General features: G+C 53.8%; 24 protein-coding genes and 1 pseudogene. 12 read left to right on the top strand and 13 right to left on the bottom strand.

Going from position 1 to position 24,985, the window contains the following annotated elements; all coding sequences use genetic code 11:
• Positions 1-24 precede the first annotated feature (24 nt).
• From rpmI to thrS, 3 genes are read right to left on the bottom strand one after another with little or no spacing between them, the layout of a single operon-like run.
• A complete protein-coding gene (gene rpmI, locus KGD89_RS14325; RefSeq protein WP_002553160.1) occupies positions 25-219 on the bottom strand; it encodes a 50S ribosomal protein L35 in 195 nt (64 codons plus the stop codon).
• Between the two features lie 60 nt (positions 220-279).
• Complete coding sequence (gene infC, locus KGD89_RS14330) at positions 280-831, bottom strand: translation initiation factor IF-3 (RefSeq protein ID WP_172604547.1); 552 nt, start codon at positions 829-831, stop codon at positions 280-282.
• Positions 831-2,753, bottom strand: coding sequence for a threonine--tRNA ligase (gene thrS, locus KGD89_RS14335; RefSeq protein WP_025260460.1), 1,923 nt, complete (start codon positions 2,751-2,753; stop codon positions 831-833). Before thrS ends, infC begins: the two co-directional genes overlap by 1 nt.
• A 359-nt stretch (positions 2,754-3,112) precedes the next feature.
• On the opposite strand from thrS, the gene KGD89_RS14340 reads away from it, so the two are divergent.
• Together KGD89_RS14340 and KGD89_RS14345 are read left to right on the top strand one after the other, a co-directional pair.
• On the top strand, positions 3,113-3,421 hold the full coding sequence (locus tag KGD89_RS14340) for a hypothetical protein (protein WP_025260461.1): 309 nt from the start codon (positions 3,113-3,115) through the stop codon (positions 3,419-3,421).
• A gap of 295 nt (positions 3,422-3,716) precedes the next feature.
• Entirely contained in the window at positions 3,717-3,929 is a 213-nt protein-coding gene (locus KGD89_RS14345; RefSeq protein WP_024685433.1) for a cold-shock protein, read from the top strand.
• 67 nt (positions 3,930-3,996) lie between these two features.
• On the opposite strand, the gene KGD89_RS14350 is transcribed toward KGD89_RS14345, so the two are convergent.
• The gene (locus tag KGD89_RS14350) at positions 3,997-4,320 is read right to left on the bottom strand and encodes an I78 family peptidase inhibitor (RefSeq protein ID WP_025260462.1); all 324 of its coding nucleotides are present in this window, start codon (positions 4,318-4,320) and stop codon (positions 3,997-3,999) included.
• A gap of 283 nt (positions 4,321-4,603) precedes the next feature.
• Between KGD89_RS14350 and KGD89_RS14355 the strand changes: the two genes are divergently transcribed.
• Positions 4,604-4,798, top strand: a complete 195-nt coding sequence (locus tag KGD89_RS14355) for a hypothetical protein (RefSeq protein ID WP_025260463.1) — start codon at positions 4,604-4,606, stop codon at positions 4,796-4,798.
• A gap of 11 nt (positions 4,799-4,809) precedes the next feature.
• On the opposite strand, the gene KGD89_RS14360 is transcribed toward KGD89_RS14355, so the two are convergent.
• The 7 genes from KGD89_RS14360 to KGD89_RS14390 are packed head-to-tail and all read right to left on the bottom strand — an operon-like array spanning position 4,810 to position 11,774.
• A complete protein-coding gene (locus KGD89_RS14360; protein ID WP_025260464.1) occupies positions 4,810-5,835 on the bottom strand; it encodes a nucleoside hydrolase in 1,026 nt (341 codons plus the stop codon).
• 25 nt (positions 5,836-5,860) lie between these two features.
• Entirely contained in the window at positions 5,861-6,265 is a 405-nt protein-coding gene (gene rbsD, locus KGD89_RS14365) for a D-ribose pyranase (RefSeq protein ID WP_025260465.1), read from the bottom strand.
• Positions 6,262-7,182: a ribokinase gene (rbsK, locus tag KGD89_RS14370; protein WP_025260466.1), complete on the bottom strand. Its 921-nt coding sequence runs from the start codon at positions 7,180-7,182 to the stop codon at positions 6,262-6,264. The genes rbsD and rbsK overlap by 4 nt, the downstream gene beginning before the upstream one ends.
• Before the next feature lie 24 nt (positions 7,183-7,206).
• Positions 7,207-8,229: a LacI family DNA-binding transcriptional regulator gene (locus KGD89_RS14375; RefSeq protein WP_213149628.1), complete on the bottom strand. Its 1,023-nt coding sequence runs from the start codon at positions 8,227-8,229 to the stop codon at positions 7,207-7,209.
• Between the two features lies 1 nt (position 8,230).
• Positions 8,231-9,214 carry an ABC transporter permease gene (locus tag KGD89_RS14380; protein ID WP_025260468.1) on the bottom strand — a complete coding sequence of 328 codons (984 nt, stop codon included), beginning with the start codon at positions 9,212-9,214 and terminating at the stop codon, positions 8,231-8,233.
• Complete coding sequence (locus KGD89_RS14385; protein WP_025260469.1) at positions 9,211-10,764, bottom strand: sugar ABC transporter ATP-binding protein; 1,554 nt, start codon at positions 10,762-10,764, stop codon at positions 9,211-9,213. Before KGD89_RS14385 ends, KGD89_RS14380 begins: the two co-directional genes overlap by 4 nt.
• Positions 10,765-10,817: 53 nt before the next feature.
• Positions 10,818-11,774: a sugar ABC transporter substrate-binding protein gene (locus tag KGD89_RS14390; RefSeq protein WP_025260470.1), complete on the bottom strand. Its 957-nt coding sequence runs from the start codon at positions 11,772-11,774 to the stop codon at positions 10,818-10,820.
• A 307-nt stretch (positions 11,775-12,081) separates the two neighbouring features.
• On the opposite strand from KGD89_RS14390, the gene KGD89_RS14395 reads away from it, so the two are divergent.
• From KGD89_RS14395 to KGD89_RS14425, 7 genes and pseudogenes are all read left to right on the top strand, one after another.
• Positions 12,082-12,336 carry a DUF1654 domain-containing protein gene (locus KGD89_RS14395; RefSeq protein ID WP_025260471.1) on the top strand — a complete coding sequence of 85 codons (255 nt, stop codon included), beginning with the start codon at positions 12,082-12,084 and terminating at the stop codon, positions 12,334-12,336.
• Between the two features lie 4 nt (positions 12,337-12,340).
• A pseudogene (locus tag KGD89_RS14400) lies at positions 12,341-12,742 on the top strand (endonuclease); the annotation flags it as partial.
• A 107-nt stretch (positions 12,743-12,849) separates the two neighbouring features.
• Complete coding sequence (locus tag KGD89_RS14405) at positions 12,850-13,995, top strand: tyrosine-type recombinase/integrase (RefSeq protein ID WP_025260473.1); 1,146 nt, start codon at positions 12,850-12,852, stop codon at positions 13,993-13,995.
• Positions 13,985-16,150 (top strand): hypothetical protein, encoded by a 2,166-nt coding sequence (locus KGD89_RS14410; protein WP_213149629.1) that lies wholly within the window; start codon positions 13,985-13,987, stop codon positions 16,148-16,150. The genes KGD89_RS14405 and KGD89_RS14410 overlap by 11 nt, the downstream gene beginning before the upstream one ends.
• Positions 16,151-16,157: 7 nt before the next feature.
• Positions 16,158-18,119 carry a hypothetical protein gene (locus KGD89_RS14415; RefSeq protein WP_025260475.1) on the top strand — a complete coding sequence of 654 codons (1,962 nt, stop codon included), beginning with the start codon at positions 16,158-16,160 and terminating at the stop codon, positions 18,117-18,119.
• Positions 18,116-18,679: a hypothetical protein gene (locus KGD89_RS14420; RefSeq protein ID WP_025260476.1), complete on the top strand. Its 564-nt coding sequence runs from the start codon at positions 18,116-18,118 to the stop codon at positions 18,677-18,679. The genes KGD89_RS14415 and KGD89_RS14420 overlap by 4 nt, the downstream gene beginning before the upstream one ends.
• A 30-nt stretch (positions 18,680-18,709) precedes the next feature.
• Entirely contained in the window at positions 18,710-19,774 is a 1,065-nt protein-coding gene (locus KGD89_RS14425) for an endonuclease/exonuclease/phosphatase family protein (protein ID WP_025260477.1), read from the top strand.
• A 380-nt stretch (positions 19,775-20,154) separates the two neighbouring features.
• Here KGD89_RS14425 and KGD89_RS14430 read toward each other — a convergent pair whose 3' ends face one another.
• Both KGD89_RS14430 and KGD89_RS14435 read right to left on the bottom strand, forming a co-directional pair.
• Positions 20,155-21,114, bottom strand: a complete 960-nt coding sequence (locus KGD89_RS14430) for a hypothetical protein (protein WP_143008718.1) — start codon at positions 21,112-21,114, stop codon at positions 20,155-20,157.
• 153 nt (positions 21,115-21,267) lie between these two features.
• Positions 21,268-22,418 (bottom strand): IS3 family transposase gene (locus KGD89_RS14435; protein ID WP_117148206.1). Its coding sequence is split into 2 segments (ribosomal slippage): positions 21,268-22,184 and positions 22,184-22,418, totalling 1,152 coding nucleotides; the frame shifts between segments, so codons are not numbered across the junction.
• 100 nt (positions 22,419-22,518) lie between these two features.
• Here KGD89_RS14435 and KGD89_RS14440 point away from each other — a divergent pair.
• Both KGD89_RS14440 and KGD89_RS14445 read left to right on the top strand, forming a co-directional pair.
• Positions 22,519-23,091: a DUF3732 domain-containing protein gene (locus KGD89_RS14440; RefSeq protein ID WP_176767558.1), complete on the top strand. Its 573-nt coding sequence runs from the start codon at positions 22,519-22,521 to the stop codon at positions 23,089-23,091.
• A gap of 298 nt (positions 23,092-23,389) precedes the next feature.
• The gene (locus KGD89_RS14445) at positions 23,390-24,949 is read left to right on the top strand and encodes an RNA-directed DNA polymerase (RefSeq protein WP_025260480.1); all 1,560 of its coding nucleotides are present in this window, start codon (positions 23,390-23,392) and stop codon (positions 24,947-24,949) included.
• Positions 24,950-24,985: the final 36 nt, after the last annotated feature.

The following is a 24,985-nucleotide window of genomic DNA, read 5'->3' on the forward strand; positions in this document are numbered from 1 at the left end:
AACTTCCTCTATTCTTGATCAAAATTAACGAAGGCGCAGCATGCGCTCGACTTTTGCCACGTCAGACGGATGCAGCAAGCTGCTACCGCGCAGTTGACGCTTACGCTTGGTCGACATTTTGGTCAGGATGTGGCTCTTGAAAGCGTGTTTGTGCTTGATGCCGTTCGCAGTTTTCAAAAACCGCTTAGCTGCACCACTTTTAGTCTTCATCTTTGGCATGTTCGGATACTCCGCATTCAGTTGATAAACATAACCGCAAGGCCTGCCGTGCCCTGGTGGTTACTTCTTCTTTTTCGGGGCGATGACCATGATCAGCTGGCGTCCTTCCATCTTAGGATGCTGTTCGACGGAACCGTATTCGAGCAGGTCAGCTTCAACCCGCTTCAACAATTCCATACCCAGCTCCTGGTGGGCCATCTCACGACCGCGGAATCTCAACGATACCTTGGCCCTGTCCCCGTCACTCAGGAAACGTACCAGGTTGCGTAGTTTTACCTGGTAATCCCCTTCCTCCGTCCCTGGACGAAACTTGATTTCTTTAACCTGGATCTGCTTCTGGTTTTTCTTCGCTGCAGCAACCTGTTTCTTCTTTTCAAAGATCGATTTGCCGTAGTCCATGACACGGCAGACCGGAGGTACTGCGTCGGCAGAAATCTCTACCAGATCCAGCTTCGCCTCTTCGGCTATACGAAGCGCTTCATCAATCGAGACGATGCCAATCTGCTCGCCGTCAGCGCCAATTAACCGAACCTCGCGGGCCGAGATATTCTCATTGATCGGGGCCTTGGGTGCAGCTCGTTTATCTTGTCTCATTTCACGCTTAATAATAATTACTCCGAATCTTGGCGACCACGCCGGGAAACCGCTTGTGCGAGGAATTCAGCGAATTGGGCGACCGGCATTGAACCGAGGTCAGCGCCTTCGCGTGTACGCACAGCGACAGTTTGCGTTTCAACTTCCCGATCTCCAATCACGAGGAGATAAGGGACCTTGAGCAAAGTATGCTCGCGGATTTTAAAGCCGATCTTTTCATTTCTCAAGTCGGACTTGGCACGAAATCCGCTTTGAGACAGAGTTTTTTCGACTTCAAGGGCAAAATCTGCCTGTTTATCAGTGATATTCATGATCACTGCCTGCGTCGGAGCAAGCCAGGCCGGGAATGCGCCTTCGTAATGTTCGATCAGAATACCGATGAAACGCTCGAAGGATCCGAGGATGGCACGGTGCAACATGACCGGGTGCTTGCGACCGTTATCTTCCGAGACGTACTCGGCGCTCAGACGGATCGGCAGGTTGAAATCGAGCTGCAAGGTACCACATTGCCAGACACGACCGAGACAATCCTTCAGGGAAAACTCGATTTTCGGACCATAGAAAGCGCCCTCGCCCGGCTGCAGATCGTAAGGCAGGCCAGCGCTGTCGAGCGCAGAAGCCAGTGCCGACTCGGCGCGATCCCACAATTCGTCGGAGCCTACGCGCTTTTCAGGACGGGTCGACAGCTTGAGTTCGATGTCCTTGAAGCCGAAATCGGCATACACATCCAGGGTCAGCTTGATGAAAGCGGCTGACTCGGACTGCATTTGCTCTTCGGTGCAGAAAATGTGCGCATCGTCCTGAGTGAAACCACGCACGCGCATGATGCCGTGCAATGCACCCGACGGCTCGTTACGGTGGCAGGCACCGAACTCGGCCAGACGCAGCGGCAGTTCACGGTAGCTTTTCAGGCCCTGATTGAACACCTGCACGTGGCACGGGCAGTTCATTGGCTTGATGGCGTAGTCGCGACTCTCGGACTCGGTGGTGAACATGTTGTCGGCGTAGTTGGCCCAGTGCCCGGATTTCTCCCAGAGCGAGCGGTCGACCACCTGCGGAGTCTTGATTTCCAGATAGCCGTTCTCGCGCTGCACTTTGCGCATGTACTGCTCAAGCACCTGATACAGGGTCCAGCCCTGCGGATGCCAGAACACCATGCCCGGCGCTTCTTCCTGGGTGTGGAACAACCCCAGGCGCTTGCCGATCTTGCGATGATCACGCTTTTCAGCTTCTTCGATGCGCTGGATATAAGCAGCCAGCTGCTTCTTGTCCGCCCAGGCGGTGCCATAGACGCGCTGCAACTGCTCGTTCTTGGCATCGCCACGCCAGTAGGCACCGGACAGCTTGGTCAGCTTGAAAGACTTGAGAAAGCGGGTGTTCGGCACGTGCGGACCGCGGCACATGTCGACGTATTCTTCGTGATAGTACAGGCCCATGGCCTGCTGATCGGGCATGTCCTCGACCAGACGCAGCTTGTAGTCTTCCTGGCGCGAAGCGAACACTTCGATCACTTCTGCACGCGGCGTCACTTTCTTGATGACGTCGTAATCTTTCTCGATCAGCTGCTGCATGCGCTGCTCGATGGCAGCCATGTCATCAGGCGTGAACGGACGCTCGTAGGCGATATCGTAATAAAAGCCGTCGTCGATGACCGGACCGATAACCATCTTGGCGGTCGGGTACAGTTGCTTGACAGCATGCCCTACAAGGTGAGCGCAGGAGTGGCGGATGATTTCCAGTCCTTCCTGATCCTTGGGGGTGATGATCTGCAGGCTGGCATCGCCTTCGATGAGGTCGCAGGCGTCGACGAGCTTGCCATCGACTTTACCGGCCACGGTGGCCTTGGCCAGACCGGCACCAATGGAAAGTGCGACATCGGCTACGGAAACCGGATGATCGAATGAACGTTGACTGCCGTCGGGAAGAGTAATGGTGGGCATGGCGCCTCCTCTCCTAGTGGTGACCCCTACCAAAGGTCACGTGGGTTGGGATGAGCCAGTACGTGATTCGGTGGTATGCCTGCCTCACAGTGGCAGGAGCCTTTCAGGCCAACCTTCAACCGAACCAGATGACTGGATTGTGCGAAAAAAACCTGCATGTGCCGCGCCGATGACCATTGAGCCACGGGGCAAAGAATCTACAGGACGCGCATCCTAGCACAGCCACATCGATTCACACGCACAACCTGCCCGATGAGTATGGAAATAGAGCGTTTTTGCATATCGCCTGAACTGGAGCCGCTCAAGACCGTCTGAATAAATCGGGTTCCTGTATGACTCTTCCAGTAAAGGAGAACACCATGAAGCGCTTTCACCTTATGCCTGCCCTGCTTGCCTGTGCCGCCCTGGCCGGACCGCTGACCGCTCAAGCGGCGATGGACAGCGCGACTCGCTCAGCCTTCACTCAAGAATGTGTCAACGCCGCGAAACAGCACAAGCTGGACGACAAGACAGCCAAGGCCCACTGCGATTGCGGCGCAAAACAGGTCGACAGTCATTTCTCGGACAAGGAAATCGCCAGTCTCAGCGCCGACGCCTCTCAAAACCCGGCCCTGGCTTCAAAACTGCAAAAACTGGTCGCTGAAAACTGCAGTGCAGCAAAAAAATAATTTCCCACGGCGCTTGAAGCGAACCACTCTCAACGATTGTTGAAGGCACCGGAGAATTTGCCCGAAAGCCCCGTAAAACGTGGCTTTCGGCGCAGCAGAAACACCTCCTCCATCGCGCGACCTGTCATATTACTTTTGCACAACGATAATATGACGCCCTGCATCTACTCGATTCTGATTCAAAGTTCCTACCTAAAGGGCTCTCTTTTCTTACATTTCGACTATTATGGCTCGGTGTGCCCAGTTGGCCTGAGCAGCACGTTCTACTGAAAAACTATGTTCTTGGAGATACACCATGTCTAATCGCCAAACCGGCACCGTAAAATGGTTCAACGATGAAAAAGGCTTCGGCTTTATCACTCCACAAGGTGGCGGTGACGACCTGTTCGTTCACTTCAAAGCAATCCAGAGCGACGGTTTCAAAAGCCTGAAAGAAGGCCAGACCGTTTCTTTCGTTGCTGCCAAAGGCCAGAAAGGCATGCAAGCAGAAGAAGTCACTGTGGTCTGATCCACCTGACTTGAAAAAAACCCGTCTCAATGGACGGGTTTTTTTATGAAAAGGGGAAATGCAGGCATCAACCGCAGTTGACGCGAATCACCTTGCCACTGGCATCCGCATTGATATTCACACGGTCGGAGCGATACTCCAGCGTGACCATATCGTTGGGACCCAGAATCCGTGCTTCATTCGAGCCGGATTGAGTACGCACCTGAGCCAGCAATGCAGCCGAAGCCTGCTGACCCACCGCCGACTGGGCCTGGGCCGCATCGCAGCGACCATGCCCTGCATGAGAAGCTGGCGCCTGGGCAGTTTCGGGAGACGATCCCGATGTGGAACTGCACCCTGCCATCAACGCTGCCAAAGCGACAAAACCCAATGTTGCAAATTTGCGGGGCATACACCCTCCTCTTCCAATGAACATGTTCAGACCATGTGCGACCGCATCCAGGCGCATTGGTTGCAGACACAGGCCCACACGCCGCAAAAGTCTGCCCCAGAGAACGAGTACATGCGCAGCCAAAAATCGTCACAAAACGTTTATTCGCATAGGCTATCGATAAACCGACATGATGCCTAAGTAGAAGTGTCACCCTGTGCGTGGAATGATCTACTGCACACGGCGTCCAGGCATTCGGCAACGCTCAGGATGATGCGCTGCTTTCACACGAGACGAGACAGACATGACAATCATATCCATCGATGCGGATATCAAGGCCAAATGGCCTCAGGGACATTGCTCGCACAGCCCGGGCACGGCAGAAGAGCTTACGATCATTGCCGTCGACCTGCTGGTCAAGGAACTGGGCACCGAAGGTGCCCGAACCTTTCTCAGCCAGGTGCTGAGCAGGTACTCCCCGGCGGAGCTACCTGCCTGAAGCACAACAACTCACTTCAAACGGGCCAACCGGCTGGTCAGCAGATCGAAAAAGCCTTGGGCGTCGCCATTCTCGACCCAGAACACGTTCTGTGGCTGTTTGAGCGTGCCGTGCCAGTCTGCGACGGTCTGACCAAAGCCGATGCCATCGCGGCTATCGATGGCCAGGTTGATCTGCCGACCTGAAAACAGCTCCGGCTGAAGCAGCCAGGCAATCACGCTCGCATCATGGACAGGCCCGCCAGGCAGGCCGTAATGCTCCATATCCAGCTTGACGTACTCATCGAGAATGCCACCGACCAGCTTGCCAGCCTGATTGCCCAGTGCGGCGATCTTCTGCAGACGCTGCTCGCTGGTCAGGATCTTGTGGGTCACGTCCAACGGCACATAGGTCAGCTTGACGCCGCTTGCCAGGACGATCTGCGCCGCATGAGGATCGGCGAACAGGTTGAACTCGGCAGTCGGCGTGATGTTGCCGCCATTGAAGTGCGCGCCGCCCATGACCACGACTTCCTTGATCCCCTGGGTGATTTCAGGTGCCTGAACCAGTGCCAGCGCCAGATTGGTCTGTGGACCGAGCATGGCAATGGTGATGCTGTGCGGCTCGGCTTTTTTCAGCGTGTCGATCAGGTAATTGACGGCGTTCCCTTCGGCCAGCCCCTTTGCAGGTTCGTGGATCGGCACACCCGGCAACCCTTCCTGGCCATGCACGTTTTCGGCATAGATCGGCGTACGTACCAGAGGCTTTGGCGCACCGGCATAGACTGGAACTTCCTCACGCCCCGCCCACTCGCGGGCAAGCCGGGCATTGCGCGAGGTCTTGTCCAGACGCACATTGCCTGCCACCGTGGTGATCGCCATCACGTTCAGTTCTTCTGGAGAGGCCAGCGCCAGCAGCAATGCGACCACATCGTCAGCCCCCGGATCGGTGTCGATGATCAGGTTGCGCTTTTCAGCCGCCTGCGCGGCACTCATACCGAGAATGGACAAAAGCGATAGGCTCCACAGTAGTTGCCTGGAAAATTTCAATACCTGCATGATTTACTCCCTGTTAAAGACTTCCTTAGAAAACTACGCCGGCCACCAAAGCCACATTGCTATACGGCTGGCATTCCCCGCTACGCACGATAGCCTTGGCGCTACGGCTCAAGACTTTCAATTCTTCATGACTCACCCAGCGCTGCTGGCCCAGTTGTTCATCAAGTGCCAGGGCCTCGATCACTCGCAGCCCCGGAGGCTGTACGTTCACCATCTCGCTGGCCAGCACATGGCTTTCGACCTGCATTTCCGACAGCACGACATCCAGCACACTGGCGAAATCCGGCACGCCCTGGGTCAAAGCCAGGTCGATCAGTTCGACACCCGCAGGCACGGGCATGCCGGCGTCGACGATCATGAGGATATCGCCATGCCCCAGTGAAGCAATCACACGGGACAAGGCAATATTGAGAAGAGGTGTCTTTTTCATGAGGCTTTGAATTCCTGCACTTCATCGAATGTCGGTATCGAAGGCTGAGCACCGGCACGGGTAACAGACAGTGCCGCCGCAACCTGAGCAAAACGGATCGCTTCGGACTCGCTCCTGCCTTGCGAAAGAGCCGAGGCAAAACCGCCGACAAAGGTATCACCTGCCGCGGTCGTATCAACAGCCTTCACCGGCTGCGCTGGCACGTGCTCAAAACCCTGGGCATTGGCCAGCAGGCTACCCTGCTCTCCCAATGTGATGATGACATTACGAGCCCCGGCCGCCAGCAGCGCTTTCGCCGCCTCCTGTGCCGACACAGGCGAATCCACCACGATTCCTGTCAGCGCCTGCGCCTCGCTTTCATTGGGAATCAGGTAGTCAATCAACCCGTACCACTCTTGCGGCAAGGGCGAGGAAGCCGGTGCAGGATTGAGAATGACGGTCTTGCCCAGCTCACGGGCACGGGACAAGGTGTAGTGGACCGTTTCCATCGGCACTTCGAGCTGGCATATGACCACTTCGGCAGCGACCAACAGCGCATCGAACACCCCGATCAGAGAAGGCGTCAGTTGAGCATTCCCCCCGGCGACAATAATGATCGCGTTCTGGCTGTTGTCATCCACCACAATCGAGGCAATACCGGTGGACACACCGGACACCGACGTGACTGCGCGACAATCGATGCCTTCTGCCAGCAACGCGCCGCGCAACTGTTCGCCATAGGCATCTTCACCCACGCATCCGATCATCGCCACGCTGCCACCCAGGCGAGCAGCCGCCACGGCCTGATTGGCTCCCTTGCCGCCGGGCACGGTCATGAAGGATTCTCCGGCAAGGGTTTCACCGGGTCGCGGCAAACGCTGGGCGCGAATCACCAGGTCCATGTTGAGGCTGCCAACTATCACTATTTTTGCTTGCATGGCTCATTCGCTCGGCGCTGTATTTCAGCGCAACTCATTGAAGGCATTGTTCGGCGGCGCAGTGGATTCACGCACCACGACACTGGGAGTTACAAGGCGTCTGCCGGGCAATTCGGTCGAGGCTCCGACAATCCTGGACAACAGCATTTCTGCTGCTGTTTCCCCCAGTTGCATGATCGACTGCCCGACAGTGGTCAACGCGGGATAGACATAGCGACTCATCTGGATATCGTCGAAACCGATCACCGACAGCTCACGGGGAACCGGAATATTGCGCTCGGCCGCTGCTCGCAACACGCCAATGGCAATCACGTCGTTGCCAGCAAAAATGGCGGTAGGCCGATGGCCAGCCAACAGACCGACCGCCGCCTCATGACCGGCAGAGCTGGTGAAATCACTGTGGATCGTCCATTCAGGCAGCACCTCGATACCCGCTTCCTGCATGGCGCGCCGATAACCGACAAAACGCATATCGGCCACCACCGTATTGTCCGGCCCGCCGATGCAGGCAATATCGCGATGCCCCAGATCGAGCAAGTGACGGGTCGCCAGGTAGGCGCCGTGCTCGTGGTCGATACGTACCATGTCGGCATCGATGCCCTCAAGCTCGCGGTCGACAATCACCAGGGGCGTGCGCACCTCTGCCAGACCGCCCGCGATACTGACATCGCCGCCCACCGAGGACACGATCAGGCCGTCGACACGCATCTCCAGCAGCACGCGCAAGTAGTTGCGCTGCTTTTCCGGATTGTCGTCGGAGTTGCAGAGGATCACGCAAAAGCCGTTACGCTCGCAATGATCCTCGATCCCTCGCGCCAGTTCGGCGAAGTAAGGGTTGATACCGTTGGGAATCAACAGCCCGATCGTCGAGGTGGTCTTGGCCTTGAGCGAACGGGCAACGGCGCTGGGCACATAATCGAGTTGGGCAATGGCCGCCTCGACCTTGATCCGGACCGGATCACTCACCGGGCGGGTCTTGTTCAGCACATGGGACACCGTGGTGTAGGAAATCCCTGCCAGCGCCGCGACGTCTTTGATGGTTGCCATATCAGCCCTGCCGCCGCGCCCGGTGGCTACGATAAGTATCCAGGACCACCGCGATCACGATCACGGCACCGGTGATGATGCGTTTGGTGGGCTCCGATGCACCGATCTGCGCAAGACCTGCTGCCAGCACGGAAATGATCAGCACGCCAAAGAAAGTGCTGATAATCGAGCCGCGCCCACCCATCAGGCTGGTTCCGCCAATCACCACCGCCGCGATGACTTGCAGTTCCAGGCCCGCACCGGCATTGGGATCAGCCGCTTCCAGTCGGGATATCTGGAACAGCGCCGCCACACCGGCCAGCAGGCCCATGAGCGAAAACACCAGAATCTTGTAAGGCTTGGGATTGATCCCCGCCAGACGCACGGCTTCTTCGTTGGTGCCGATCCCGATCAGGTAACGACCGAATACCGTGCGCGTCAGCACCGCCTGGGCAATGAAGATCACCAGCAGCGCGATCACGAACGAGGGAGAAATCCCGAAGGCCAACGGGTTGGACAGCCAGGCGAAGGAGTCACCGATGTAGGCCGTGCGCGAATCCGTCATCTGATACGCAACGCCACGCGCCATTTCCAGCACGCCCAACGACACGATAAAGGACGGGATTCGCCATGCGACGGTGATCGAGCCGGTAATGGTGCCCGCCAGGGTTGCGCAAGCGATGCCCAGCAAGGCCGCGGGGAATACGCTCCAGCCCCAGCCCAGAATGGCAACACTCACCGCCGAAGCGGCCAGTGCCAGAACCGAACCCACCGAGAGGTCAATACCACCGATGATCAACACCAGCGTCATGCCAACCGCCAGCACCATCAAGTCCGGAATCTGGTTGGCCAGGGTACTGAAGGTCTGGTATGACAGGAAGTGATCGCTCAGTAGCGAGAACAGTACAATCATCGCCAGCAAGGCGCCCGCCAGCCCGAGGTAAGTGCCGAGGCCGAAATAATTCCGGGCCGCTGAAGGCTGCGTCTGGGAAACAGGGTTATTCATGAGTCATTCCTGGGCGCCGCTTCGCTAAGCAACGCATCACGTTTTTGATAGCCGGCAAAAGCAGCGGCGAGCAGTTGATCCTGAGTCCAGTTGTCGCGCTCGAAGGTATCGATCAGGCGACCTGCCGACAGCACGCCAATGCGGTCACAGATCAACATGAGTTCGCGCAGATCGCTGGACACCACCACCAGCGCTCGCCCCTGGCGAGTCAGTTCGCCCAATAGCGCGTAGATGTCGAACTTGGCTCCCACATCGATACCCCGCGTGGGCTCATCGAACAGCATCACCGGGCAGTCACGCTCCAGCCAGCGACCGATCACTACCTTCTGCTGATTGCCGCCGGAAAGCTCCGAAACCAGTTGCGCCGGGCTGGAGCTGCGGATACGCATGGCCGCGACCTGCCGCTGCGCCAAGGCCAGCTCATCCCGGGCACTGACCACACCGCCGCGAGAGATGGCCGGCATATTGCCCAGCGCGACGTTGGCGCTGATCGACTGCGACATCAGCAGGCCCTCGCCCTTGCGGTCTTCGGTGATCAGCGCAATGCCATGCTCTACGGCATCGGCCGGTGAGCGGATGGTCACCTCACGCAATGGCTGGCCCACTTCGATGCTGCCGGTATCGGCCTTGTCGGCACCGTAGATCAGACGCAAAAGCTCGGTTCGTCCCGCGCCGATCAGGCCGGAAATACCGAAAATCTCGCCGCGGCGAACCTGAAACGAAACGTCCTGCACCTTGCCAGCACGCCCCAGGCCCTTGACCGACAGCGCGACCTCACCAATCTGCCGAGCCCCCATGTCGATGTGCTCACCCAGCTCTCGCCCGACCATCAGCGTGACCAGTTGCTCGCTGTCATAGCGGGCAATAGGCTCCACGCAGACCAGCTTGCCGTCACGCAACACAGCAATGCGCTGGGCGACCCTGGCCAGTTCCTCAAGACGGTGGGAGATATAAATGATCGAGACGCCACGCGCCTGCAGGCGACTGACCTGCTCGAACAGCATCTCGACTTCCCGCGACGTCAGCATCGCGGTCGGCTCATCGAGAATCAGCACATGACAATCGCCTGCCAGGTTACGGGCGATTTCAACCATCTGCTGGTGGCCGATACCAAGATCGCCGACCAGCGTATCCGGGTCGATGGCTTCCAGCCCGACTTGAGCCATGGCCTTGATAGCGTTTTCGCGCAGAACCTTGCGATCGATCCAGCCCAGGCACCGTGGCATGTCATCCAGAAACAGGTTTTCAGCCACCGTCAGGGTCGGCAGCAGGTTCAACTCCTGCATGACCATGCGCACGCCCAGCTTTTCAGCCTGCGTACGGTTTGCCGGCTGATAAGGCTGGCCCTGGAAAGACATCACACCGGCATCCGGCACGACCAGCCCGCCGATGATCTTCGACAAAGTGCTTTTGCCTGCGCCGTTCTCGCCGGTCAAGGCCAGCACTTCGCCGCGCATCAGCGTCAGATCGATATCGCCAAGCACCGGTTGGGCGTAGGTCTTGCCGATACCGCTGATGGACAGAACAGCATCCTGGACAGGTGCTGACATAAGGTTCTCCCGACGCCTGCCCGGTTCAGGCAGGCGCCATTACCAGACAGAGATCAGGGTTTGGTGACGAGTTCGACGGGGGTTTCGATCACGCCATTGACGCTATCGACCGGCTGCTTCCTGACCAGTTTCAAGGCCGCTTCGATACCGAAAACCGCCTGTTTGGCAGCGGACTGATCAGCAGTGGCCAGCACTCGACCATCCTTGAGCATCGGCTTGATGGCGTTGATATTGTCGTAACCGACCACCGCCACCTTACCCGCCTTGCCTGCAGCACGCACCGCCGACACTGCACCCAGCGCCATGTTGTCGTTGCCCGCCAGCAGCGCCTTGAGGTTTGGATACTCATTGAGCATGGCGGCAGCAACGGCGTTGCCCTTGTCGATTTCCCAGTTACCGGACTGCACGGAAACAATCTTCAATTGCGCCGCTTCCATGGCGTCCTTGAAGCCAGCGGTACGTTGCTGGGCATTGGTGGTGGTCGGCACACCTTCAATGATGCCGACTTCATCGCCTGCCTTCAGATCCTTGGCCAGGTACTCACCCACCAGACGAGCGCCCTTGCGGTTATCCGGGCCTACAAAAGGCACTTCGATGTTTTTGCTTTTCAGCACGGAGGCATCAAGCTGGTTATCAATGTTGACGACCTGGATACCGGCATCCATCGCCTTCTTGATCACCGGCACCAGCGCCTTGGAGTCGGCAGGCGCGATGACCAGTGCATCAACCCTGGAGACGATCATCTGCTCGACGATACGGATCTGACTGGCCGTATCGGACTCATCCTTGATGCCGTTGGAAACCAGGTCGAAGTCGTTGGAATGTTCTTTCTGGTAGGCCTTGGCACCCTCTTCCATGGTGCGGAAGAACTCGTTGGCCAGTGATTTCATGACCAGAGCGACCTTGGGCTTTTCAGCCTCCTGCGCATGGACGAAAGAGAGGGGCGTGACTGCCGTGGCGGCAGAGAGAATAGCGGCAGCGAGAAGACGTCCAGCGAATGGCAGCTTCATGAGTTCATCTCCGATGTTGTGATTATTTTTCGGGCGAACGACGCAGGATCGAACATTGGGCTCGATACGCAAACGTTTGCGAGTGAGAACTATGAAGAAAGCGTGCTGCTTTTGTCAATTAACATAAAGCCAGCCGGCAGCACTGCCGACCAAGAGAAAATGCCACTGAAAAGACGGAAAAAAGACAGAAAAATCAATAAACAGCGATACACCCCCAAACACAAGCACCTGATCCTACATAAGAGTTGCGAAAGATCCGACAGTGAAATACTGTATGCCCGTACAGCAACCCAAGGGATCTTTTTTCGTGGCAAGACAAAGCGCAGCAGTGACCCCCTCCCTTCCCGGCTCCTACGAACGCCTTGGCATCCGGGTGCAAAAAATCATCAACTCGACTACCGCCCAGAAAGCCAGGGCTGCCCTGATCTTTCGCCAGCCCGACGAGCCGGAAGACGACTGGGCTCAGTTGCTGGAAGAAATAGCCGAGAACGATAACGTCACCCTCGCCTGGCGCGATGACGGCGGCGTGCAAATTTTCTGGACATTGCCGAAGGAAGACTGACGGCATGATGGTTCGATTTTCTGCCCTGTTCTGCACCACTCTGTTTCTCATTGTTCCACTGACCGTACAAGCCGATGCTCCGCGAACCTTCAGCGAGGCGAAGAAAATCGCCTGGGGCCTCTATGCGCCTCAAGCGACCGAGTTCTATTGCGGGTGCAAATACACTGGCAAGCAGGTCGATCTTGCTGGCTGTGGTTATGTGCCACGCAAGAACGCCAACCGCGCCAAACGCATCGAGTGGGAACATATCGTGCCCGCCTGGCAGATTGGCCACCAACGCCAGTGCTGGCAGGATGGCGGTCGAAAAAACTGCGCAAAGAATGATGACATCTATAAACGTGCCGAAGCCGACTTGCACAATCTGGTGCCGAGCATCGGAGAGGTTTATCCGAGAGAGTCCCGTTTCTAAGAAACGTTGACACTCTTTCCCCTGCCACATTGACAGCAACATAACCCGCTGATTAGCTTGGCTTTATGAAGCGATTGGTGCTTCACGTGATCGGAAGCTAAGCAGTGAAAGTCAAGTATGTGAAGGAGATAAACTGGTCAGGCGGCCCCCTCAGCACCTACGCGATCCTCAAGGATGGCCCTCTCACAGAACAGAGCATCGTTCCCGCCCCCACGCTCTTCCTGATACACCTCGCCCAAGAAGGTCAACAACCGAATTCAATCCGCTCCTGCGCGCATGACCTAAGAAGTTTCTTCGAGGCGCTGCAAGCTCACGATCAAGACTGGAAGCTGCTTACAAACGCAGACATGTCAGGCTATCTGTATGGCCATCTAAAAGTGGCAAGGTCGTGTTCCGACAAGTCGATCAAGCACCATATCTCCACGCTCAAATTGTTCTACGCGCACGCTTGGCAGCTCGGCATGCTTGATGCTCCAGCATCCTTCTCCTATCACTTCATTACCGATGAACAGAAGAAACAGGGCGATGGCAAGAAAAGGGCTAACTTCGACCTGTACAATAAGTACGTCGAAAAAGATATCTTCGAAAGACTCCTGGGCAGTATCAAAGCCCAATCCGAATTCGAAAAAGAACGCGACGAGCTTGTGCTTCACATGGGTTACTACTGCGGCCTCCGTAGTGCCGAAGTGACCGACTCCCGAAATCTCCTCACGAGTGATTTGAGGGCACGCATTGCTCAAGCCGAAAAGGCCGATGAACAAACAATAACGGTGTCGATCATTGGTAAGGGGGAGAAGCTTCGACAAGTTGACATCCCGCCCAAAGCCTTTAAAAAAATCAAAAACTTTCTGGAAGGAAGACGGGGCTCGATAGTCGATGGGCCATTAATATGTACGCGACATGGGAAAGCGCTTTTCTCCGGGCACGCGACTAACACTTTCAAATCAGCGCGCATCGCTGCCTCTGCGCATATCGACGATGTGTTGATAGAACTTCATCTCAAAGACCCACACTTGCATTTCTTGACGAAGCCCAGCTTCCTCAACTTGACCTTTCATGCATTACGACACACGTATGCTACGAACCTTGTGGACTTCTGTTACAAACACGGGTACGACCCATGGCAATATGTTCCCGAGCAAATGGGGCATGAAGATGAAGCTACCACTAAAGAGTATGTGATTTTCGACGGGAAACTTCACCGTCGTGAAAAAATTAGGCGTGCGTTGAACGATGATCATGATGACTGATACTACCGATGCTGTTGCGGATGCCCCTGCGAGCTTGTCCACGCTTGCTCCCAACCCTATTCATAACTTCAGCCCTTCTGATACTTATGCTATCGTTGCGATGCAAGGTGCCAAGGGTAAGAAAGTCGAGCACCGCCGCGTTGAAATACCAGAGCAATTTCATGGCTGCCCAATCTTTCGCTCTCTGTTGCGATACTTCAACAGCACTGAGTGTAAAAACAATTCTTTGATTGATGCCTATAATAGAATCTTGAGATTTAACACTCTCGCGAATTGGGCGATCACCGAGTACCCAGGCGCGCAGGCGCTACCAGCGGCATTTATGGAAGATTTCACGCGTTATCTACGCACTGAAAAAAAAGCCAAACTCAATACCGTATGTGTGTACATGTCGGTCTACCGAACGGCATTCGATATCTTTCTGAATGAGGCCTATGGCAATCCTGCACTTGCCGATGCGGCGGCAGCCGTTCGAGAGGCCATTGTGTACATTCCTTCCGCTTCCAATCGAGCGGGCCAGGCAACTCCGAGTTTAGGGCAAATTACCAACCAGCCCAAAAAAGACGAACTGAAAATTGTAAGATCGACAATACGTTTTTGCTGTCAATTTCTCAAAGAAATGAATGAGCAGCGATTAGAGTTACTCCGTGATGAAGGTGTGATGCAACAAGTCGCTAACCTGCTTGAAAAGTGCAACGGAGATTTCGACCAGCTGAGATATAGTACCAGTAAGACAGATCGCAGTACTGTCTACAAAGCGCTCGCAGGGGCCATTCTAAAAAGCGACAACATACGTCTAAAAGAACGACTTCTGCATAACAACACTGACTTTGCTTACGCTCAGATCGAAAGGGACTCGCCTTTGACAATCGACGAGGCAAACCGCCTGATCAAGGCAGGCCTTCGTGCCTCCGGAGCGTTAGACATCTATCCCGAAAACAGTGACCACAAATTATACTTTCACAATATCGACTACCTGTACCTCATAAAGCACACTCCCTGCGAAGAGGTGGCGTTTGCGTGGTTGCTGGCTACTGACAGGGTTCAATTGGCAGGCATCTCAGATATGCGACAAGAGGAGCTCCGGATAACGCCAAGCGTTGCGTCCCCCATCTACACTAAAAACCGAAGCGAGACGCCGATTCGCGATGTACCGATGCACCGCTCAAATTCTCTGCAATACCGCGCCTACGTTGATTTTGACAACCTGAAGATGAGTTTCTATAAACGCTTTCCTGAAACGGGAGATTTACTTTTTGACCTCCCCGTTACAGGTAACATCCAAGGAGTCGACAGCGTGACATACAGGCCTTTGGTAATGGCCGCTTTCCAAAACACATTGCAGTACCAGGCGCTCTATGATGCGGATACTAATATTGAAATTTTCGCCGACATCATCCGCCGTGTCGCTCTGAATAATCGCCCCATCTGGAATAATAAAAAGCGACGGCATGAAAATGCGGCACTTGGTATCACGGGCCAAAATCCTACCCCGGTAAAGCGGCAAACAATTAGCGTTACCGCCATTGCCCAATCGCGCGCGATCATAGACGCCGACGGCGGCAATCCAGGCAATGAAGCGTTTGAAAAATATTCACAAGAGGTTGTTGGAGCCGATGCGACCGCGCACTCTCCAAGCGTAAAAGAAGTTGTATATATGCACGCGAGCGAGACGAAATATCGCTTGAAAAAAAGAGCATTGTTTGCATCTAACGTTGGTCACCTCATGGTAGAGGACGCCCGCAAGGTGCAAGCGGCTATTCGCGATGAAGTAATGATTAGTGTGGCAGATCTAAAGTTGATGCTCGGTTGGTCGCAGGCAAAATCCGACGCCGGCGAATTGGAAGAATTTGACGAGTTGCTGTTATCTGCTCAAAAAGCAGGCTTCACTATTTCTCCTTTTGGACAGCTTGAGAAGGAAAGTAAAAAATTCATCATCACCAACGGCATTACAGCCGCCCTACTTATGAGCTACCGCAACGAGTGCATTAACCAGCTAAAGCACTTTTCCGTCGAAGATGAGTTAAAAGCCTTTTCAATTGCGATGCAAGCGGCGTACATAGAGGACGCACTTGAGCGATTTGACCAAAAAACCATTATTCAGGGCCAAGGCATACTTAAGAATTACACATTCCCTGCTCCAGTCGTAAGGTAAGCAAGCCATGCAAATCAACTCAAGCCAATCCCCGCTGTTTACCATGTCGCCTGAATCGCCAACCATTGCGAATAAACTTGGCGATGATTCTTTCCAGATTCAGGATCCTATGACTGGCCTTTTTTACATAATAAATTTTGCCTGGAAATGCTCCCTGCAAAAAAGGCTGTTTGCACAGATGTATTTCATTAGGGGGGATATATCACGGGGCTATGCGGACGACAAAGGACGCATCATTGTAAGTAGCCTTTCCTCTGCACGCCAAGAAATTGCTTACCTACGCGACTTTTGCGAGTACTGGGAGACAAATTTTCCAGACCGAGCACTTCAGTCCCTGTCTAGGCTTGAGATACAAACAATGCTCCGCGCCTTTATGGTAAAAAAGGAGAATAATGAGGACGGCGACCTCATTCTTGGCCCCTCCACGATGACAATGTTCTGTAAGATTCTAGAACAAACTTATACCATGCTCCATTCCGGAAAGCTCGTGGACGGCGTCGTTCATAGAATGACTGGAGCTTTCAAAAAAAGTACGATGGAGCCTCTACTTAAGCATCTGGAAGTTGAGTACGCGGTATGGAGTAAAGGTGGGAGCTACGGCTCAATCCCAATGACCTGTGCTTCGTTGATGCTCGCTGAAGCGATCACCCAAATAGAATCAGATGAAGCAAAAATTGCGACTATTTTTTTTACTCAATGGCGTAGCGAAAAGACGAAAATAAAAAGCTGGTTTGGTGAAAAGGATCGCCTCGCCCTTTACAGAAGGATACAGACGCCGGGATACGTATTGTCACGTTTTGAACGAGACTGGGCGCCGTCTGCAATAAAGCTTGGTAACGCAATCGATGCAGCAACCATAGGGCACCACGCATCTTTGCCGTGGAAAAACCAAGGCGCGCTCAGTGATTTTTGTTGCGAGCTTACCAAGGCAGCCTTGACCGTCATCACATTATTGAGCGGATTTCGCATTTCGGAAATCAATGGAATGCGACTTGCAGATTACGAGCAAGAACCGGACGGTTCTTGGTGGTTTACCTCAGAAAACTACAAGACCGAATCTGGGCTCGCGCATCCAAGATCTCTGCATGGGATTGCAGCAGAAGCAGCAACGCTCATGAAAAACTTGTCGGCGGTGGATACGGAAAAATTTAACCTGCCGTTACTCCATAGGGCTTATAGGTCAGAAGCTTTTCTTGTTGCCCGTGGCACTGGCAAGTTCAGCGATGAACAGTGGCTTTCAGATGCAGGCTACAGCGGCGCCGCGTTGAGGGGCTGGTTCAAGGAGTTCTACAAGATTCATGTTGCAGAAAAGTACCCCGATGCTGGCAGGACTCATAGTGAGGTCTCGCCTCACCAAGCCCGTCATACCTTTGCAGAGTTTGCACTGCGCAGGTTTGACGGGAATGTCATGGAAAAGATCCGGGAGCATTTCCGCCATTCATATGGCTCTTTCCACACGAGGCGTTACACCCGCGAGAAACTGAGCGAGTCTGTTCGAATCAGCATGGAACGCGATTACGCCAAAGAAGTGATGGGCCGGATTGCAAATGGCAAATTGGACGATCGCTTCTATGGGCCAGCGGCCAAACGCATTGACAAAGAAATGGCAGAAATATCCGTGCTTACAGGCGATGAATTCGATGAGCGCCTCAGTGCCTTGGCTGATGAATTTGAACGGTTCACGGCATTTGAATGGGGCTATTGCGCACTGCGCGCTAATGAGCAGCATATCGCGAAGTGCCATGACCCTAAGACTGGAACGCCTAACGTAGATCAACGCAGCACGCCGGAAGTCTGCGCGGGTTGCCCCCACAGTATGAACAATAACCTGCAGAAGCGGGAGCTTGAGCGCACAGCGATCTCACACCAATTCATTGCAGAAAACCATCCTCTCAAGGCGCTCGGTAACATGAGCGGTGAAGTTGTTCGGAAAATCGAGCGTCGTCTGGAAGGCGAGGTAACAGCATGAAATTCAGCCTAGGGCAGTATTCCAATACCAATGAAGCCCCCGAAGAGCCTTCCTGGGTCACCTCTACAACGAAGCGCAACCTTTACTTGCACGTATGTAAGGCTTTTGATCGCATCAAGACGTCCATGGCGGCGGGCGAAAAACTCAGTGTCAAAGAAAGAAGAATCGTAGCTCGCAACATTGCCAAAGACAGTGGTGTCCATGACAGCTTGCTGAACAAACGCCGTCAGCCTGAACTCAATGAGTTGATCGTTCAGAAGAATGCTGAACTTGAAGAACTGTGGAAAAGCATTTCAGCCACCCAATACAGCCCCAGAATAAAGCGCACGAAGGAGGTCATACAGAACGAGCTTCGCTCACAAGCAGCTGAAATCGAACGCCTAACCAATCTTCGTCTTTCTGAGGCGCTCACTGCGGCCATTGGTAACCAGATGGTCGATAGCCATAGAAGCCTCGTAAGCACCATCGAGTATCTGAAAGCTGAGAACGCCGAGCTTCAGTTTCGTAATGGTGAACTGAGTAAGCAACTTCGCCAGATGATGAAGGCCATCAAAAACTGATGCCGACCAAATTTTGCCATAGAGATCCTAATGCTTAAGTTTTTCCGCCACATCGCTGTTTGTCTTTTACTTTGCTGCACCAACGCCTTCGCGGCCACGAACATAGGTACCTGGAACCTCGAACATCTCAGCATCCGGGACACGAAGGATTTTGTTGCAATCGCGAAAGTCGCAAAGAAAGTCGATTTTCTTGCCGTTCAGGAATTGATGAGTGAAGAGGCTCTTGCCGCATTGGCCAAGGAACTGACCAAACAAACCGGCAAGCAATGGAGCTTTATGGCTTCGCACGCGGTAGGACGATCGACCTACAAAGAAATGTACGGCTTCGTGTGGAAGGATGAGGCCATCGCGTACGAGGACGGCGCGGTGACCTACCTCGATCGCAAGGATACATTTGAACGAGAGCCTTACTCCGCTCGATTTAAATCGCTCACTGACAATTCGTATTTCGTTGTTGCCACTGTCCACATTCTCTATGGCAAAAGCCAAGCTGACCGTGCCTCAGAGATAGTGGCGCTCTCGAATTATTGGTCGTGGTTGAAAGACACCTACCCAGGCAACAACCAGATCATGCTGATGGGTGATTTCAATACCCCGCCTACCTCACCTGCCTGGGATAGTTTGGACTCAAGTGCAAAGCCCCTGGTATTGAATGGGGCATCCACCCTATCTTCCACGGACGGAAAATTCGCCAACCTTTATGACAACATTTTTGTGAGCAAGGGTTCTTCGATCAAAGTCAATTCAGTTCAGGTGTTTAACTATCCAAAATATCTGGGCCTAACCCATACACAGGGTCGTAGCGGCATTTCTGATCACGCGCCCATTTTTCTGAATGCCGACCTCAGTAAAGGTGAAGGCTCGACGACAGTCACAACCCGCCAGGTACAGACCAAAGCGACGGCCCTTCAAGCTGGGACAAACAAAAAATCAGTCAATGTCGCCATTATTGGCAACCGGAAAACCTTGGTTTACCACCGCCCGGATTGCCCTTCATACGATGCAGTGTCAGAAAAAAATCGCGTGTCTTTCGATAGCGAAGCAGACGCGGTCAAACAACACTTTCGCCTTGCGGGCAACTGCAAGAAAACTTGATGGAAGCTGTGAAGGCGCTTTAAAGGGCCGGAGATGTCGCTGAATGCTCTGCGTCCTTAGGCTGGCTGACCCAAAGCTCACATCAGGTGGGACAGGAAAAGAGCGTAAGGCGGATTGCAGACCCAATTGCACGCTAGCTTGGCTGTTGCAGCCTCGAACCTGACAAATGACCATTGTTGAGTCGTTATTGAGGGCGCCACCGTTCCTGCACCCTGCTTAACCAGAGATACGCGTAGAGGGAACAGTGGCGCCTCAGTAGACCTCATAAACCCCTCCAGCTTTGGCGCCCTCTTCGCGAGGAGGGATTACGGCTTCGTCCGTGCTGCGCGGCACCAAGCCGAACAGCATCGCGACGAGGTTGCCAAAAAGGAACCCTTTTCTCAGTTCGGAAAACCAAAGAGGGCATATAATTTTAAGACTTCGACGTTCTCAGTATCCCCTTTCGGCTCGCGATTCTCATCGAATAGATCCGGGAATAGCTTGTAGGCCTGGATCGTCATCTCATACTTCGTAGAAGTGGTGTTTTCTCCTATCTCCGACGCCACTTCGTTGACAAAAAAGAAGTCGTAAAAATCCTGCAGATATCTGTCATCGGTTACGAAACCGGTTCGAGCAAAGCCTCGATGGGTTTGCTCTACCATCTTTGTAAGCTTCCCCACCCGCTGGATAACCTGCACATCACCTAACGCGTTACTGGAGCTGAATTCGGCGGGATTCTTCTTGAATTTCAGAACCTTCTTTGCAGCTACGCAGCCATAAACGCAGGCTACGGACGCGAGCACCAGCGGGTGTCCTTTATCGATACCCAGGCTTGTAGCGTGCTCACAGATAGCCTCAGCCGCCTTGAACCTCTTGCCCGGTGCCATGGCATTGAACAGCTCAAGGCCGTTGACGTATTCTAAAAAGTCGTGATACCGGGGGCCCAAGATCTCTGGGTGTATGCCTTTCAAATCTGCAACATACTGAGAGGCCAGGTTGATGTCCTCAACCACTCGGGCGTGCTGAAAAAAGCTGTTCAAGGCCGTCAAATCACGCGCAGCCTCTTCAATTAAGCCGTTTACATCAAATTTGCTCTTCGTGTCACTCGCCTTCTCCATGAGTGCCGGCAGGTACGAAAATCCATTGTGCGACAAGTCATTTTCCCTTAACCAAGCCAGTGTCTGAGGCTCAGGAGAACCTTCACCAGGATCGCGCTCAAGGGAATCCTTGATATGACTAATTGTGCAGAGATCCAAGAAATACAGCGTCGGGATCATCCTGCTCCATTGCTGGTAGAAATCGATCAAACCCTGGTTTTCTGGGGTTACAGCGATTTGCATACTGAATTTCTGTTTTTTCATGTCCATGTCTCTGCTGAGTTGATTCGCAGACGCAGCTCCTTAGAAGGCACTGTCCCTGTTTACCCTACTTTTACCAGAAAGCGGTTAGCTTTACCTCGGGCACTCCTTCGCGAGTGCGCTGATGCGCCGAGCCAATGAATCGCCCCGGATTCTCTAGACACCTTGCAAGCTCATTGCGTAACGCTTTTCAAACTCTACCGGTGACAGCTGATTGTTGAAACCATGCCGGCGTTTTGCGTTGTAGAACATCTCGATGTAGTCGAACACATCGCTACGAGCATCTTGCCGCGTGGTGTAGATTCTCCGCTTGATACGCTCCCGCTTTAGAAGCTGGAAAAAGCTCTCGGCTACGGCGTTGTCATGACAGTTGCCTCGGCGACTCATGCTGGCAACCAAATTATTCGCCTTCAAAAAACTGCGCCAATCGGTGCTGCTGTACTGGCTGCCTTGGTCGGAGTGAACCATCACCTCCTGTTTCGGCTTACGCCTCCAAACCGCCATCAATAACGCATCAATGGCTAGATCACTGGTCATCTGCGACTTCATTGACCAGCCAACGACCTGACGAGAAAACAGATCCAGCACCACAGCCAAATACAGCCAGCCTTCGTACGTGCGAATGTAGGTGATGTCGGTGACCCACACTTTGTTGGGTTCTACGACATCGAACTGGCGCTTCAGTAAATTGGGTGAGGCGACTGCTGGCTTACCTCCGTACTTTCCAGGGCGTCGTCGATACCCTGTCTGAGAGCGCAGCCCCTCAAGACGCATCAGCCTCGCCACACGATGCCGACCACAATCTTCACCGACCTCGCGAAGATCATCATGGATTTTGCGATAGCCATACACTCCGCCACTCTCCAGCCATGAATGCTTAATCAAACCCAGCAATCGCTGATCATCTTTAGCGCGTGCAGATTGCGGCTCAGACAACCAGGCGTAATAACCACTGGGATGGACTTTCAGCGTCAGGCAAAGCCGTCGAATGGAATAGTCGCCCGCGCGCTGCTTGATAAAGGCGTACTTCAGCCGCACTCCTTGGCAAAGTACGCGGCGGCCTTTTTTAAGATGTCTCGCTCTTCAGTGACCCGCTTGAGTTCCGCTCGCAGTCGACGCAGTTCAGCGTGCTGGTCATCGTCTTGCTGCCGTTCTTCTTGAGGTTTGCTGTAGCGCTTTATCCACGCATAGAGGCTATGCGTCGACACACCAAGACGGGCCGCTACGTCAGCGACGGGAAGCTTCTTTTCGGTCACTTGATTGACCGCTTGGGTTTTGAATTCTTCGGGATAACGCGGGTTGCTCATGGCACCTCCTGATTGGCCTCATTTTAAGGCATGGAGGTGTCTACGAAACCCGGGGCGATTCATAATTAGGCACTACAACTATCAAATATCGTTGACTGACATGGCTGAGCAGGAACGAAAGGTAGACGCGCAACTGGCACCAATGTTTGAGGACTACGCTGACCAGTTTGCCCTGAACGGCACCCCTGGCGCTCAAATTTATCTTGATAGAAAAGAGCTCACGCTTCGCTTCGAGTCGCACGGACAGCGAGACTATTTGTGGGAAATCGGCAGTGGCGCTAACTGGATGGGATACCACATCGCGGCGTTTCTAGGCATTCATGAATACCTGTCGAAAGAGGAAAATCGCAAGCTCCCACCGTTCAGTTTCATCGTGATCGACCAGCCTAGCCAAGTCTACTTTCCGAGCAGCACCGGCGGCGTGAACGCACTAGATGCTGGTTTCAAAGCTGTCAATCAAGCTAGGCCAGCGGACGTTATTGCCACCCGCCGAATCTTTGAAGTATTGGCTGAGGGACTGAAACGAGCAGGTCACTTTATCCAGATTATCGTTTTGGAGCACGCAGGCCCCGACATCTGGGGGAATGTGGCTGACACCGTGCCCGTCGCTGCTTGGGAAGGCAAAGACGATGGTCTCATCCCTGCTCACTGGATTCATTCACACAATGATTAACGCAGGCTCTCTTGGCCAGTTTTACTTTCGGGGCACAGCTGGCCGAACACCTGAACCTTGTTCCTCCGCGTATTGGGCGCAGCCGTGGGAAGGTGGGGGCTGTTCAACAGGGAAGCGCTACACAGCATCTTGTTTTACGCCACAAATGAGGCGAGTAACTCCTATGCTGGTGGGAGAGATTCAAAAAAGACAGTCCCGCGCACTCGGGGGCAACAGAAATGGGAAGATATTTCTATATTCCACAGCTTGAGTAAAATGTTCGCCTCGTCTCGATAATGACCGATCAGCCAGGTATCCCATGCATCTCACGGAAGACGCTCTTGAGTTCGCTCGGCGCCACATCAGCGCTTATTACGATACGGACTTCTTCCCAAAGCCGTTCGAATTTTCTGCCCTGTGGCATTGCTGGGAAGAGGTCAAAGCCTACCTGCTAAATACCCCGTTAAAAGATGTTTTGAGCACTCAACCAAAAGTGGTTGCATGGCATAAAGCACGCGGTGGGTATCGGGTGGTGCATCAGCTCGATCCCGTAGACGCAATCATCTACACCGCTTTGGCTTATCTGATCGCTGGCAAAGTGGAGGCAGCCAGAATGGGGCCTCACGTATCGTGCGCCTACCGCATTGAGGTCAGCTCAAATAGCTTCTTCTCGCGCGGCTCAGGATTTGATATCTACCGAAAAAATTGCGAACTTCTCGCAGAAGAATACGACTATGTCCTGGCAACCGACATCAGCGATTTCTACAACCAAATCTACCTCCATCGCGTCCGTAACGCTCTGGAGGACATTGGGGCCGAGCCGGATCTAGCTCAGGAAATCGAAAGCTTCCTGATGAGGCTCAATCATAAGGCATCGCAAGGACTGCCCATCGGGCCAGCCGCCTCCATCATCTTGGCGGAAGCTGCACTCATTGATGTTGACCAATTTATTTACCAGCACGGTTTGGAACATGTGCGGTATGTCGACGACTTCCGTATTTTTGCTAAAAGTGAAGATAAGCTCAAAGCAGTGCTTGAGGAGCTAGTTGTTTACCTGCACCAACAGCATCGCCTGGGCCTCGTTTCGGAAAAAACAAAGATTCACGAATCCCAGGCCTTCGTTCATGAAGAGTTGAAGAACGCCTACCAACTCGAAAAGCTTGATCTCATGCGCAGCATTGAGGCGGGCAATCAATACGGCGAATTCGCCTCCGACGATGATGACAGTCAATTCGAAGATGATGGGTTCGACGACGATGAGGAAGACGACCCGGCTCCACTCGGCGACCGCTTGGCCGAAGCACTCAGTCGAGCACGCGATTCAGGAGTACTTGACCTGGGAGTAATCCGCGCAATTATTCGCCGTGCAAAGCACGCTCGTGATAGTACGATTGTTTCTCTGCTCTGCAAGGATTTGCCTTTTTATCTGCCTGTGATAAATGACATCGCGCTTTACTTCGATTCATTATTTTCTTTCGATCATGATGAAGTGTGCGATGAACTATCGGAAGCCTGCGATAAAGGTGATCTCGCCAGCCAGGGAGCCAAGGTCTGGATAGGTTGGTACCTTGCACGTCATGTTGAAAAGCTCGACATTACCCTTCGAACCTACCTCCAAAGCTGTGACGTACCAACGATTACTATTGCGGAGCTCGGCAAAAAAAATCTGTCTTGGTCGAAAGCAGCGAAGCACAAAGTGTCGAGCTCTGCGTCATGGGATCGAAGAGCCTACATTTACTCTCTGAGCGGATTGTCCACCGACGAGCGAAAGGTAAGTCTCCACACCATCAGACGAACCGTCGCGTTGGCACAGATCGACAGCTGGGTACTCAACTGGGTGAGCAATGGAGCTCCCGATCCGAAGCCTGCTCCTCACTGAATTTCCCACATTTTAAAGAGGAGGGCCTCTGAAAGG

Source organism: Pseudomonas cichorii, assembly GCF_018343775.1.
In the GTDB taxonomy this organism is placed as follows: Bacteria; Pseudomonadota; Gammaproteobacteria; order Pseudomonadales; family Pseudomonadaceae; genus Aquipseudomonas; species Aquipseudomonas cichorii.

Bases quoted from the DNA above. Each gene is read 5' to 3' on its own strand.
- rpmI (WP_002553160.1), bottom strand. From the start codon at position 219: ATGCCAAAGATGAAGACTAAAAGTGGTGCAGCTAAGCGGTTTTTGAAA.
- thrS (WP_025260460.1), bottom strand. From the start codon at position 2,753: ATGCCCACCATTACTCTTCCCGACGGCAGTCAACGTTCATTCGATCAT.
- KGD89_RS14340 (WP_025260461.1), top strand. From the start codon at position 3,113: ATGAAGCGCTTTCACCTTATGCCTGCCCTGCTTGCCTGTGCCGCCCTG.
- KGD89_RS14345 (WP_024685433.1), top strand. From the start codon at position 3,717: ATGTCTAATCGCCAAACCGGCACCGTAAAATGGTTCAACGATGAAAAA.
- KGD89_RS14350 (WP_025260462.1), bottom strand. From the start codon at position 4,320: ATGCCCCGCAAATTTGCAACATTGGGTTTTGTCGCTTTGGCAGCGTTG.
- KGD89_RS14355 (WP_025260463.1), top strand. From the start codon at position 4,604: ATGACAATCATATCCATCGATGCGGATATCAAGGCCAAATGGCCTCAG.
- KGD89_RS14360 (WP_025260464.1), bottom strand. From the start codon at position 5,835: ATGCAGGTATTGAAATTTTCCAGGCAACTACTGTGGAGCCTATCGCTT.
- rbsD (WP_025260465.1), bottom strand. From the start codon at position 6,265: ATGAAAAAGACACCTCTTCTCAATATTGCCTTGTCCCGTGTGATTGCT.
- rbsK (WP_025260466.1), bottom strand. From the start codon at position 7,182: ATGCAAGCAAAAATAGTGATAGTTGGCAGCCTCAACATGGACCTGGTG.
- KGD89_RS14375 (WP_213149628.1), bottom strand. From the start codon at position 8,229: ATGGCAACCATCAAAGACGTCGCGGCGCTGGCAGGGATTTCCTACACC.
- KGD89_RS14380 (WP_025260468.1), bottom strand. From the start codon at position 9,214: ATGAATAACCCTGTTTCCCAGACGCAGCCTTCAGCGGCCCGGAATTAT.
- KGD89_RS14385 (WP_025260469.1), bottom strand. From the start codon at position 10,764: ATGTCAGCACCTGTCCAGGATGCTGTTCTGTCCATCAGCGGTATCGGC.
- KGD89_RS14390 (WP_025260470.1), bottom strand. From the start codon at position 11,774: ATGAAGCTGCCATTCGCTGGACGTCTTCTCGCTGCCGCTATTCTCTCT.
- KGD89_RS14410 (WP_213149629.1), top strand. From the start codon at position 13,985: ATGATGACTGATACTACCGATGCTGTTGCGGATGCCCCTGCGAGCTTG.
- KGD89_RS14415 (WP_025260475.1), top strand. From the start codon at position 16,158: ATGCAAATCAACTCAAGCCAATCCCCGCTGTTTACCATGTCGCCTGAA.
- KGD89_RS14420 (WP_025260476.1), top strand. From the start codon at position 18,116: ATGAAATTCAGCCTAGGGCAGTATTCCAATACCAATGAAGCCCCCGAA.
- KGD89_RS14425 (WP_025260477.1), top strand. From the start codon at position 18,710: ATGCTTAAGTTTTTCCGCCACATCGCTGTTTGTCTTTTACTTTGCTGC.
- KGD89_RS14430 (WP_143008718.1), bottom strand. From the start codon at position 21,114: ATGAAAAAACAGAAATTCAGTATGCAAATCGCTGTAACCCCAGAAAAC.
- KGD89_RS14440 (WP_176767558.1), top strand. From the start codon at position 22,519: ATGGCTGAGCAGGAACGAAAGGTAGACGCGCAACTGGCACCAATGTTT.
- KGD89_RS14445 (WP_025260480.1), top strand. From the start codon at position 23,390: ATGCATCTCACGGAAGACGCTCTTGAGTTCGCTCGGCGCCACATCAGC.